The organism is Bradyrhizobium sp. USDA 4501 (assembly GCF_054062115.1).
Map to the genome: position 1 here is coordinate 3,781,785 of NZ_JBSSEX010000001.1, position 12,252 is coordinate 3,794,036.

12 protein-coding genes and 1 pseudogene are annotated in these 12,252 nt (G+C 65.7%); 12 read left to right on the forward strand and 1 reads right to left on the reverse strand.

The features are described from left to right. Positions 1–73: 73 nt before the first annotated feature. The 12 genes and pseudogenes from tsaB (at position 74) to ACVWZM_RS17400 (ending at position 11,143) form a co-directional block, all read left to right on the forward strand. Complete coding sequence (gene tsaB / locus ACVWZM_RS17345) at positions 74–769, forward strand: tRNA (adenosine(37)-N6)-threonylcarbamoyltransferase complex dimerization subunit type 1 TsaB (RefSeq protein WP_456854009.1); 696 nt, start codon at positions 74–76, stop codon at positions 767–769. Then, positions 766–1,251 carry a ribosomal protein S18-alanine N-acetyltransferase gene (rimI, locus tag ACVWZM_RS17350; RefSeq protein ID WP_057015309.1) on the forward strand — a complete coding sequence of 162 codons (486 nt, stop codon included), beginning with the start codon at positions 766–768 and terminating at the stop codon, positions 1,249–1,251. Before tsaB ends, rimI begins: the two co-directional genes overlap by 4 nt. 77 nt (positions 1,252–1,328) lie before the next feature. Next, complete coding sequence (locus tag ACVWZM_RS17355) at positions 1,329–1,781, forward strand: Fur family transcriptional regulator (protein ID WP_016840396.1); 453 nt, start codon at positions 1,329–1,331, stop codon at positions 1,779–1,781. A gap of 5 nt (positions 1,782–1,786) precedes the next feature. After that, positions 1,787–2,465: pseudogene (locus ACVWZM_RS17360) on the forward strand (HAD family hydrolase). Positions 2,466–2,669: 204 nt separating this feature from the next. Continuing rightward, the gene (miaB, locus tag ACVWZM_RS17365) at positions 2,670–4,058 is read left to right on the forward strand and encodes a tRNA (N6-isopentenyl adenosine(37)-C2)-methylthiotransferase MiaB (protein WP_456854011.1); all 1,389 of its coding nucleotides are present in this window, start codon (positions 2,670–2,672) and stop codon (positions 4,056–4,058) included. Positions 4,059–4,063: 5 nt separating this feature from the next. Then, positions 4,064–5,134 carry a PhoH family protein gene (locus ACVWZM_RS17370; RefSeq protein WP_077231173.1) on the forward strand — a complete coding sequence of 357 codons (1,071 nt, stop codon included), beginning with the start codon at positions 4,064–4,066 and terminating at the stop codon, positions 5,132–5,134. Between the two features lie 68 nt (positions 5,135–5,202). Then, positions 5,203–5,700, forward strand: a complete 498-nt coding sequence (ybeY, locus tag ACVWZM_RS17375; protein WP_057015306.1) for an rRNA maturation RNase YbeY — start codon at positions 5,203–5,205, stop codon at positions 5,698–5,700. Position 5,701: 1 nt separating this feature from the next. Beyond that, positions 5,702–6,814, forward strand: coding sequence for a hemolysin family protein (locus ACVWZM_RS17380; protein ID WP_076824743.1), 1,113 nt, complete (start codon positions 5,702–5,704; stop codon positions 6,812–6,814). Further along, positions 6,811–8,424 (forward strand): apolipoprotein N-acyltransferase, encoded by a 1,614-nt coding sequence (gene lnt / locus ACVWZM_RS17385; protein ID WP_229190998.1) that lies wholly within the window; start codon positions 6,811–6,813, stop codon positions 8,422–8,424. The genes ACVWZM_RS17380 and lnt overlap by 4 nt, the downstream gene beginning before the upstream one ends. Before the next feature lie 261 nt (positions 8,425–8,685). Beyond that, positions 8,686–9,102 (forward strand): helix-turn-helix domain-containing protein, encoded by a 417-nt coding sequence (locus ACVWZM_RS17390; protein WP_028335515.1) that lies wholly within the window; start codon positions 8,686–8,688, stop codon positions 9,100–9,102. 179 nt (positions 9,103–9,281) lie between these two features. Beyond that, on the forward strand, positions 9,282–10,406 hold the full coding sequence (locus tag ACVWZM_RS17395) for a M20 family metallopeptidase (protein ID WP_057015302.1): 1,125 nt from the start codon (positions 9,282–9,284) through the stop codon (positions 10,404–10,406). Beyond that, positions 10,403–11,143, forward strand: coding sequence for a tRNA (guanine(46)-N(7))-methyltransferase TrmB (locus ACVWZM_RS17400; RefSeq protein WP_057015301.1), 741 nt, complete (start codon positions 10,403–10,405; stop codon positions 11,141–11,143). Before ACVWZM_RS17395 ends, ACVWZM_RS17400 begins: the two co-directional genes overlap by 4 nt. A 90-nt stretch (positions 11,144–11,233) precedes the next feature. Here ACVWZM_RS17400 and ACVWZM_RS17405 read toward each other — a convergent pair whose 3' ends face one another. Next, positions 11,234–12,076 carry a phytanoyl-CoA dioxygenase family protein gene (locus tag ACVWZM_RS17405; protein WP_076824505.1) on the reverse strand — a complete coding sequence of 281 codons (843 nt, stop codon included), beginning with the start codon at positions 12,074–12,076 and terminating at the stop codon, positions 11,234–11,236. Positions 12,077–12,252 lie beyond the last annotated feature (176 nt).

The following is a 12,252-nucleotide window of genomic DNA, read 5'->3' on the forward strand; positions in this document are numbered from 1 at the left end:
CGAGTGGCGAATCGCGAATAGCATTCTCCGCAAGACCCCTGTTCGCCATTCCCTATTCGCTATTCGCCCTCCCATGATGATTCTCGCCATCGATACGGCGCTCGACGCCTGCTCCGCGGCGGTGCTCGACACCACCTCCGGCAATACAATCGCCATTGAATCGCAGGCGATGCAGCGCGGCCATGCCGAGGCGCTGATGCCGCTGATCGCTCGGGTGATGAAAGAGAGCGGCATCGGCTTCGCCGGGCTCGACCGCATCGCCGTCACCACCGGCCCCGGCAGTTTCACGGGCCTGCGCGTCGGCCTCTCGGCGGCGCGCGGCCTGGCGCTGGCCGCAGAAAAGCCGGTGGTCGGACTGTCGACGCTCGCCGCCTACGCTGCGCCTGTCGTCGCCGAGAATGGCGCGGCTGCGATCCTGTCGGCGATCGATGCGCGGCATGATCACGTCTATTTCCAGCTGGTCGGCGGCGACGGCAGTCCGATCATCAAGCCGAAGGTGGCGCCGATCGCGGAAGCGCTCGAGGCCTCCCAACACGGCGCGCTGCATCTGGTCGGCAACGCCGCCAATATCCTCGCCGAGCGCTGGCCCGCCGACGCCGCACCGCCGGTCAAGGTCGACCGGCAGCCCGCGCCCGATATTACCTGGGTCGCCTGGATCGGCGCGGCCGTGGATCTTGAAACCGCGCCGCCGCGGCCGTTCTATCTGCGCGCGCCCGACGCCAAGCCGCCGAAGGACCGGCTCGAAATCAGCACGCCGCGATCGACATGATCGGCTGGCTGTCACGATGGTGGGGCGGCGGTCCGCCCGCGGTCGAGCCCGCATCGCTGCGCGACGCGGCGCGACTCGCGCAATTGCACGGCGCGTCGTTTCATCGCGGCTGGGGCGAAGGCGAATTCGAGGCGATGCTGACCGAGCGCAACACGCTGGTGCACCGGCTGCGGCAGGGACGCAAGGTGATCGGCTTTGCCGTCTCGCGGATGGCGGCGGACGAAGCCGAAATTCTGTCGATTGCGATCGATTCCAATCAGCGCGGCCGCGGGCTGTCGCGCGATCTGCTGCTGACCCATCTCGGCCATCTTGCCGGCCGCGGCATCCGCACCATCTTCCTCGAGGTGGAAGAGAACAATCAGCCGGCGCGACGGCTCTATGAAAAGGCCGGATTCGGCGTGATCGGCCGCCGCGAACGCTACTACAAGCAGCCCGGCGGGGAACATTTGAACGCGCTTCTGATGCGGCGCGACTTGTCGTAACATCGGCGCGATGGCAGAACAGCGCCCTGCTCTGCCATCCAAGGCTCAAGGACTGGCCAAGGACCTGCCAAGGACCCATGACGACGGTGAAAATCACGCCTGCGCAGAAGAATACCGGCATCGAGGCGCGCTGCGCCGCGACCGGCATGCGCATGACCGAACAGCGCCGTGTGATCGCACGCGTGCTGGCGGAGGCCATGGATCACCCTGACGTCGAGGAGCTCTACCGCCGCTGCGTGGCGGTCGACGACAAGATCTCGATCTCGACCGTCTACCGCACCGTCAAGCTGTTCGAGGATGCCGGCATCATCGAGCGCCACGACTTCCGCGAGGGCCGCGCGCGCTACGAGCAGATGCCCGAGAGCCATCACGACCACCTGATCAATCTGCGCGACGGCAAGGTGATCGAGTTCACCTCCGAAGAGATCGAGAAGCTGCAGGCCGAGATCGCGCGCAAGCTCGGCTACAAGCTGGTCGATCACCGTCTCGAGCTGTATTGCGTCCCGCTCGACGAAGACAGCAAGTCGTAAGCCGGGTGAGTTTCGACCTCGTCATCTTCGATTGCGACGGCGTGCTGGTCGACAGCGAGGTGATCTCCTGTCGCGCGCATGCGGAGACGCTGACGCGGCACGGCTTTCCGATTACACCCGACGGCGTGCTGAAGCGCTTCCTCGGCGTGTCCGACCGCGAGGCGCGGCGGATCGTCGAGAGCGAGATCGGCCGCGCTGCCCGAGACCTTCGAGGCCGAGGTCAAGCACGCGACGCTGAGCTTCTATGCCGACGATCTCAGCGCGATCGCGCATGTCGGCGAGGCGATCGCCGCGCTCGGCTTACCGAAATGCGTGGCGTCGAGCGGCACGCCGGAAAAGATCCATCACGGCTTGACCTGCGCCGGGCTCTACGACCAGCTCGCGCCGCATATTTTCTCCGCCACCCAGGTCAAGCGCGGCAAGCCGGCGCCCGATCTCTTCCTGTTCGCGGCGGCGCAGATGGGCGCCACCCCCGCGCGTTGCGTCGTGATCGAGGACAGCGTGGCCGGCGTCACCGGCGCCCGCGCCGCCGGGATGACCGTGCTCGGTTTTTACGGCGGCAGCCACTGCACGGCGGAACATGAGGGGATGCTGCGCCAGGCCGGCGCGGCGGTCACCTTCGCCGATATGCGGAAATTGCCCGATTTGATCGCCCGGGTGGGGGCCACGGCGAGCGCTGACTGACCCTGCGAGGTCATTCCGGGGCGCGACCGAAGGGAGCGAACCCGGAATCTCGAGATTCCCCGGTGCGCAATTGCGCACCTGAGGTTCGATGCTGACGCATCGCCCCGGAATGACGTCCAGACCGCTGGATTTTCCCCGGTTTAAGCTATATTTCAGCCTCGGCGCCCCGATGGCGCCGTTTCCATTTTTCACACTCAGGGTTCCATGACGACGCCGCGCAAGCTGCACATCAAGTCCTATGGCTGCCAGATGAATGTCTACGATGCGCAACGCATGGCGGACACGCTGGCCGGCGAGGGCTTTGTCGAGACCGCGAGCGCCGAAGACGCCGACCTCGTGATCCTCAACACCTGCCACATCCGCGAGAAGGCGTCGGAGAAAGTCTATTCCGAGCTCGGGCGGCTGCGCGTCGCCAAGGACGAGGCCGCGCGGGCGGGCCGCGAGATGAAGATCGCGGTCGCCGGCTGCGTCGCGCAGGCCGAAGGCGCAGAGATCATCCATCGCGCGCCGACCGTCGACATCGTGGTCGGGCCGCAGAGCTATCATCATCTGCCCGAGCTCTTGAAGCGCGCCAAGGCAAACGGCCGCGCGCTGGAAACGGAATTCCCGGTCGAGGACAAGTTCGGCTTCCTGCCGCAGCCGAAGCCGGATGCGATCCGCGCCCGCGGCATCTCCGCCTTCGTCACGGTGCAGGAAGGTTGCGACAAGTTCTGCACCTTCTGCGTGGTGCCCTACACGCGCGGCGCGGAAGTCTCGCGTCCGGTCGCCAGGATCATCGACGATGTGAAGCAGCTCGCTGACAATGGCGTGCGCGAATTCACGCTGATCGGACAGAACGTCAACGCCTATCATGGCGAAGGCCCCGACGGCCGCGTCTGGCCGCTCGGCAAATTGTTGCAGCGCCTCGCCGAGATCCCCGGCGTCGCGCGGCTGCGCTATTCGACCAGCCATCCGCGCGACGTCGACGACGCCCTGATTGCGGCACATCGCGATTTGCCCGAACTGATGCCGTTCGTGCACCTGCCGGTGCAATCCGGGGCGGACCGGATCCTTGCCGCCATGAACCGCAAACATACCGCCGATGACTACCGGCGCGTCATCGACCGGTTCCGCGCCGCGCGGCAAGACATTGCTTTTTCATCAGATTTTATCGTGGGCTTCCCCGGAGAGACCGCGGAAGAATTTTCAGCCACCCTCGCGCTTGTCACGCAAATCGGGTACGCTGCGGCGTATTCATTCAAGTATTCGCCACGGCCGGGCACGCCGGCGGCGGAGATGCGGGAGACAGTGTCAGCAGCCGAGATGGACGAGCGCTTGGGGCGGCTTCAGGAATTGATCGACAGCCAGCAATCGGCCTTCAACCGGGCTGCGATTGGCACAACGGTCGATGTGCTGTTCGAGCGCGCCGCGCGCAATCCGGGCCAGATCGTCGGCCGCACCGCCTATCTGCAGCCCGCCCATGTGATGGCATCGCCCGACATCATCGGCCAGGTCCTCCCGGTGAGGATCGACAGCCTCGAGCGCTACAGCCTGATCGGCGAGCTCGCGACGCGACCCGTGCCCGGCCTCATTTCGCAGACCATTGGAGCCTGAAATCCTTGCCCAAAAGCGCATCGGATTCGTCTTCGCTCGCTCCCAGCCGCAAACCTGACCGCGACATGCAAATGCCACCTGAGACCCGGCCCCCTGAAACTCAGGTCGTCATCGATTTCGACGACAACCGCGCGGCATCCGCGCTGGTCGGCCCCTACGGACAGAATCTGGCGCTGATCGAGCGGCGGCTCGGCGTCGTGGTCGATTCCCGCGGCAATCATCTCACCATCGCAGGCTCCCGCGACGGCTGCGACGCGGCGCGGCGCGTGCTGGAGACGCTCTACGCGCAGGCCGTCGAAGGACACGACCTCGATCAGGGCGAGGTCGAAGGCGCGATCCGCGCCGTGATCGCACAGGGCTCGCTGTTCGAATTCGACAACAAGACCGCCAAGCCGACCTTCGAGACCATCAATCTGCGCAAGCGTCCGGTGCGCGCCCGCACCGCGGCGCAGGATTCCTACATCCGCGCCCTGAAGCGGCATGAGCTGGTGTTCGGCATCGGCCCGGCCGGCACCGGCAAGACCTGGCTCGCGGTAGCCCATGCCGCGCAGCTGTTCGAGCGCAAGGAGGTCGATCGCATCATCCTGACGCGGCCCGCTGTCGAGGCCGGCGAGCGGCTCGGCTTCCTGCCCGGCGACCTCAAGGAGAAGGTCGATCCGTATCTGCGCCCGATCTATGACGCGCTGTACGATCTGATGGACGCCCGCGTCGTCGAGCGCGCGCTGCAGGGCAACGAGATCGAGATCGCCCCGCTCGCCTTCATGCGCGGCCGCACCCTGACCAATGCCGCCATCATCCTCGACGAGGCGCAGAACACCACGACGATGCAGATGAAGATGTTCCTGACGCGTCTCGGCGAGAACAGCCGGATGATCGTCACCGGCGACCCGTCGCAGGTCGACCTGCCGCATGGCCAGGCCTCGGGCCTCACGGAAGCCGTGAAGCTGCTCGACGGCGTCGAGGGCATCGCCCAGGTGCATTTCAAGGCCGAGGACGTCATCCGCCATGAATTGGTGGCGCGCATCGTGGCCGCCTATGAGGGATTGCCGCAAAAGCCGGCAAACGCCAGATCTTGAGACCAATAGCTTCGGCCGCGAGCCCGCACGATGCGGGATCCGGCCATAACGCAGATTTTGAAACCAACGTGTCCGCTTTTCCTGCCACCGAGGTTCTCGTCACCGCCGAATGCTGGCAGGCCGAGCCCAATGCCGACGCGGTGATCCACCGCGCCATCGAGGCTGCCGCTGAAATCGCCGATGCCGATGTCGCCGACGCCGAGCTTGCGGTGATGCTGACCGACGATGCCGGTATCCGCACGCTGAACGCCAACTGGCGCAGCATCGACAAGCCGACCAACGTGCTGTCGTTCCCGGCGCTGCAGCCCGAAGGCGCCGGCGGACCCGACGATGCCCCGCGCATGCTCGGCGATATCGCGATCGCCTATGAGACGACTCGGCGGGAAGCCGATGAAGAAGGGAAACCGTTCGACCATCATTTGAGCCATCTCGCGGTGCATGGCTTCCTGCACCTGATCGGTTACGACCACGAGAACGATGACGATGCCGAGGACATGGAGGCGCTCGAGCGCGAGGTCCTCTCTTCCCTCGGCATTCCCGACCCCTATGCGGATCGGACCGCCTGACATGCCGGATTCCGAACCGACCCACGACAACCCGCGCAACGTGAGCAACCTGCCCGCCGTGGTGCATGAGGGCGAGGTGCAGCGCCCGGCGGCCGAGGGCTGGCTGGTGCGCGCGATCCGCACCCTGTTCGGCTGGAAGGCCGGCTCGGTGCGCGACGATTTGCAGGTGGTGCTCGACGCCTCGACGCCCGACGATGTCGGCTTCTCGGCGATCGAGCGCACCATGCTGCGCAACATCCTGTCGCTGAACGAGCGGCGGATCGCCGACGTCATGGTGCATCGCGCCGACATCGTCGCGGTCAAGCGCGACATTCCGCTCGGCGAATTGATGAGCCTGTTCGAGAGCGCGGCGCATTCGCGGCTCGTCGTCTACAACGAAACCCTCGACGACCCCGAGGGCATGGTGCACATCCGCGACCTGCTCGCCTTCATGACCGCGAGAGCCCGCGTCACCGACGCGACCAAGACGAAGCGCAAGAAGCCGTTCCCGGCCGGGCTCGATCTGCGCAGCGTCGATCTCGCGCTGCCGCTGTCGGAAGCCAACATCATCCGCAAGCTGCTCTATATCCCGCCGTCGATGCGCGCGATCGACCTGCTGGCGCAGATGCAGGCCTCGCGGATCCATCTCGCTTTGGTGGTCGACGAATATGGCGGCACCGACGGACTGGTGTCGATCGAGGATATCGTCGAGCAGATCGTCGGCGAGATCGACGACGAGCACGATTCCGACGAGCCGCCGTCCATCGTGCGCCAGCCGGACAGCTCCTTCATCGCCGATGCGCGCGCCAGCCTCGACGATGTCCGCTCGGTGATCGGCGAGGATTTCGTGATCGGCGACGCCGGCGAGGAGGTCGAGACGCTCGGCGGTTACCTCGTATCGTTCGTCGGACGCCTGCCGGTGCGCGGCGAGGTGATTTCGGGACCCGGCAATTACGAGGTCGAGGTGCTCGACGCCGATCCGCGGCGGGTCAAGCGCGTGCGCATCAGCGCGCGCAAGGAACGGCCGACGCCGCGCAAGGAGCGCGAGAGGCGCCGCGAGCAGGCGCCGGACTCCGGAAACCCGCAGGCGAATGACAACCTGCCGCCGCCCGGCGAGGGAGCCGGTCCGCAGTGAGGCTGTCCGACAAGCTGCGATCGATCGGCCTTGCAATCATCCTGACCTGGGGATGGAAACGCGCCGTCCTCGCGCTCGCGGCCGGCGCGCTGTCTGCGCTGGCGATGGCGCCGTTCAACGCCTGGCCGGTTCTGTTTCTCACCTTTTCCATCGCGGTCTGGCTGATCGACGGCAGCGCGGCCGGCCGCTGGCGCGGTCTGCCTGCCGCGGCGCTGTCCGGCTTCTGGTTCGGCCTCGGCTATTTCGTGCCGGGGCTGTACTGGATCGGCTACGCCTTCTTCGTCGATGCGGACACCTTCGCCTGGCTGACACCGTTCGCGGTGCTCGGCCTGCCTGCCTATCTCGCTTTGTTCACCGCCTTCGGCTTCGCGCTGGCGCGGCTGATCTGGCCGCGCGACGCCTCGCGCGTGCTGGCGCTCGCGGTCAGCCTGACGATTTCGGAATGGCTGCGCGGCCATCTCCTCAGCGGCTTTCCGTGGAATGCGTTCGGCTACGCACTGACCGAGCCGCTGGCGCTGGCCCAGACCGCGTCGCTGATCGGGCTCTGGGGCATGACGTTCCTGGCCGTCGCGATCTTCGCAAGTCCGGCCGTGTTGATCGATGGCGCCTCGCGCGGCCGCAAGCCGTGGCGCGCGCCGGTGGCCGCGGTGCTGGTTCTGGCGGCGATGCTGGCGTTCGGCGTGGTCCGCCTCGCGCAGCAGCCGACCAGGTTGGTCGACGGCGTCAAGCTGCGCATCATGCAGCCCGATCTGCAGCAGGACGCCAAGTTCAACTACTCCGCCAAGGCGGCGGTGATGCAGAAATATCTCACCTTGTCGGATCGCGCCTCCGGGCCGCACGCCACCGGCGTGAAGGATGCCACCATCCTGATCTGGCCGGAATCCGCGTTTCCGTTCTTCCTGACCAAGGAAGCCGACGCGATGGCGCAGATCGCCGACCTGCTGCCGAAGGGAACCGTGCTGATCACCGGCTCGGTGCGCGCGCCCGATCTGCCGCCCGGCGTCCGCGTGACGCGCGCCTATAATTCCATCTACGTCATCGACCACGACGGCAACGTGCTTGCGGTCTACGACAAGCTGCATCTTGTCCCGTTCGGAGAATATCTGCCGTTCCAGGACTGGATGGAGAAGCTCGGCTTCGTGCAGCTCACCAAGGTGCAGGGCGGCTACATTCCCGGCACGATCCGCCGGACGCTCGATATTCCGAATGCACCGCGCGCCCTGCCGCTGATCTGCTACGAGGCGATTTTTCCCGGCAATGTCGTGAGCCGCGACGACCGTCCCGACTGGATCGTCAATGTCACCAATGACGGATGGTTCGGAATCTCGACCGGCCCTTACCAGCACCTGCAACAGGCCCGGCTGCGCACCATCGAGGAAGGCCTGCCGATGGTCCGCGCCGCCAATACGGGCATCTCGGCCGTGATCGACCCGGTTGGCCGGATCGTTGCACAACTCGGGCTCGGCATCGAAGGCGTGCTCGATGCGGGCCTGCCGGCGGCCATCGCGCCGACGATCTATGCGCGTGTCGGGAACGTCCCCGCCGCTGTGATTGTGATCACAGCCCTGGCGTTCGTGTTGCGGCGGCGGTTTGTGAGGCGAAAACCCTGACGGCTGCATATCGCCGGTTGTCGCGAACCCGAAAAAACGTCGAAATTTACCTCAGTATGATTCCACCAGTTGACAGATCGACCGTGCACTTCGCATTGTACGGGTCCACGCGAAATCACAAGCCAAGTCAGCCCCTTTGCGCAAATTGTCCGCATTTCGTCCCGATCCTCCTTGCAGGATTTGACGGCACCGGCGCCTGAGGCATACTCCACTTCCAACTTGCCTCATCCACGGGCGCGCAATCCCTTAGGAGAGTTGGAGATGTCCACCAAAGCGCCCAATCCTGTTGACAAATATGTCGGCAGCCGCGTCCGTATGCGACGCATCATGCTCGGCATGAGCCAGGAGAAACTGGGCGAGGCGCTAGGCCTGACGTTCCAGCAGGTGCAGAAATACGAGAAGGGCACCAACCGCGTCGGCGCCAGCCGGCTGCAGCAGATCTCCGAAATCCTGCAGGTGCCGGTCTCCTTCCTGTTCGACGGCGGCCCGAGCGGGGTCAAGACCGCCGACGGCTTCAGCGAGGGTGCCTCGCCGACCTACGTCTCCGATTTTCTGGCAACCGCCGAGGGCCTGGCCCTGACCCGCGCCTTCACGCGGATTGCGGACGCCAAGCTCCGCCGCAGCATCGTCGAACTTGTCGAGCAGATCGCGGCGCGCGAGGCGGCCGAGCAGGCCTGATTCAGCCATATCCGTTTGAGAGATCGTCAAATCTGGAATATGCCATTCCGACGCGCGCCAACGCGATGAGCTCAGCTTGAGCATCATCGCGCTTGAGCGCCTCCTTTGAGCATGATTCCTGATCGTGCTTCGGCGCGTGCGCGCAATGACAAAGCGAATTCACAGGCGACGACAACAGCATGTCCAGCAATCCGTTCGAAACCGCCGTGATTCTCGACGGCATCCGCCGCTGGGTCGAGATCGAATCTCCGACCGAGCGGCCCGATCAGGTCAACAAGCTGGCTGATCTCGTCGCGTCGGGCTATCGCGACCTGCCGGCCACGGTGGAGCGCATTGCGGGACGCGACGGCTGCGGCGATCACCTGGTGACGCGCTCGTCCTGGGGCCAGGACGCGCCGGGCATCCTGGTGCTGAGCCATCTCGACACAGTTCATCCGATGGGATTCATCGAACGGTTACCATTCAAGGTCGACGGCGACAGCGCCTTCGGCCCCGGCATCTACGACATGAAGGGCGGAGCCTACCTCGCCCATCATGCGTTCAGGCAGGTCTGCGCCGACGGCGCGCGCCCGCCGCTCGGCATCACCCAGCTCTACGTATCGGACGAGGAGATCGGCAGCCCGACCTCGCGGGCGCTGATCGAGGCCGAGGGCCGCAAGGCGAAATACGTGCTGGTGACCGAGCCGGCGCGCGACGGCGGCAAGATCGTCACCGGACGCAAGGGCGTTGCGCGTTTCGACGTGTTCATCAAGGGCGCGCCGGCCCATGCCGGCACGCGCCCCGAGGACGGCCGCAGCGCGATCCGGGAGCTCGGCAATGTGATCCAGGCGCTGGAGGCGATGAACGACCTGAAGCGCGGCGTCACCGTCAATGTCGGCGTCGTCCGCGGCGGCACCAAGCCGAACGTGATCGCCGAGGAGGCCTATGCGGAAGTCGACATGCGCGTGCCGACGATGGCCGACGCCGACGAGCTGGTGCCGAGGATCCTCGGAATCACCTCACGCACCGAGGGCGTCAGCGTGAAGATATCGGGCGAATTGAACCGTCCGCCCTATGAGAAAAGCAACGCCGGCGCCGCGCTCTACGAGCACGCCAAGGGGCTGGCCGCCGAGCTCGGCTTCGAGCTGGTGGATGTGTTCACCGGTGGCGGCTCCGACGGCAATTTCACCGCGCCACACACGGCGACCCTCGACGGCCTCGGCGTCGACGGCAAGGGCGCGCATACCCATTACGAGCAGCTCTACATCTCGTCGATCGAGCCGCGCGCGCGGCTGCTCCACCGTCTCTATCAAACGCTGCGATGACACCGGCTCCAGGCGACCGCGGCGATCGCGATTCCCCCGACGACGGCGCGATGGCGCATGCGCGCGGCTCGTTCTTCGGACGGCGCAAGGGCCACAAGCTGCGCCCGCATCAGGCCGACCTGATCGACACTCTGCTGCCGCATCTGGCGGTCGACATCTCGGCGCCCGCGCCCGAGGCGCTGACCGAGTTGTTCGATGACGGCATCGAGAATGTCAGGCTCGAGATCGGCTTCGGCGGCGGCGAGCATCTGATCGCGGAGGCACAGGCCTTTCCGGCCACGGGCTTCATCGGCTGCGAGCCCTATGTCAACGGCATGGCGAAGATCCTGACTCAGATCGAGGCGCTGAATATCGGCAATATCCGCCTGTTCGCCGGCGACGCGGCCGAACTGCTGGCCTGGGCGCCGACGCGTTCGCTTGCGCGCATCGACCTGATCCATCCCGATCCCTGGCCGAAGCGGCGGCACTGGAAGCGGCGCTTCGTGCAGGATGCGACGGTCGCTGCGATGACACGATTGCTGCCGCCGGGCGGCGAATTCCGCTTCGTCAGCGACATCGACGACTATTGCGCCTGGACGCTGGCGCATCTGATGCGCTCGCCCGACTTCGCCTGGCTCGCCGAGCGCGCGATCGACTGGCAGCAGCCGTGGCCGAACTACACAATGACGCGCTACGGCGCCAAGGCCGAGCGCGAAGGGCGCAAGGCGGCGTATTTGAGGTTCAAGCGCTTGCCTTGACGCCGTCATTCCGGGGCGTGCGAAGCACGAACCCGGAATCTCGAGGTTCCGGGTTCAATGCTTCGCATCGCCCCGGAATGACGGATATCTTCACGCCTGCCCCGCCAGCCGCGCCTTCCTGACGTCGGTCGCCTCCCACACCATCCGCTTGCCGCGCTCGCGGCCGAGCAGCTCGATCGGATCGTGATTGTCGATGTGGCCGAACTGGCCCTTGTAGACGCTGTAGCCACACAATTCCTGCAGCCGGCGCGGAAAGCGGGCTGCGGTCTCGCGCGGAATGCCGAGCTGCAGGTTCTCCTGCTGCCGCATCCAGCCCCAGCAATAGGCGCAGGAGAAGGCAAAGCGCCTGGCGTCGCTGCTGTTGGCGCCGCCGCCATGCCACAGCGCGCTGTCGAACAGCATCACGCTGCCGGCCGGCATGGTCGCGGTGACCGCGTCGTACTCCTTGCCGTATTCGGGCGACGAATCGAATTTGTGGCTGCGCGGGATGATCCGCGTCGCGCCATTATCCTCGCGGAAATCGGACAGCGCCCAGATCGCATTGATCGTGATCGGAATGTGCGGCCGCGGCAACGGGATCAATTGGGTGTCTTCGTGAATCGGCTGCGCCTCCTGGCCGGGCCCGAGCACCAGCGAGCAGAACGACGAGAGCAGGCATTCCCTGTCCAGCACGCGTTCGACCACCGGCAGCACGTTGTCATGCAGCGGCACCTCCCAGAACAGATCGTCATAGGTCAGGAGGTTGTTGATGCGCAGCGTCTTGAAGCCTTCGAACGACGTCCTGGCAGGTGCGAGATTGCGCTCGCTCTCGATTCTCAGCACCGCCGCCTTCAACCCCTCGACCAGATCGGGCGAGGCGGCGCGCTCGATCACGGTGTATCCGTCGTCGCGGATCCGCGCGGCGTGCGTTTGGATGTCGGCGTCCGTCAGCATGGCAATCTCCCTGTTGGCGCTGTGTCGCGCCTTGCGGAAAGCATAGCGGGCCGACGCAATTTTTGGGAAGTATTTTGACGCAGCTGATTCAGCTCGTCATTGCGAGCGAAGCGAAGCAATCCATGGTTCGGCGCGGGGAGATATGGATTGCTTCGTCGCTTCCCTCCTCGCAATGA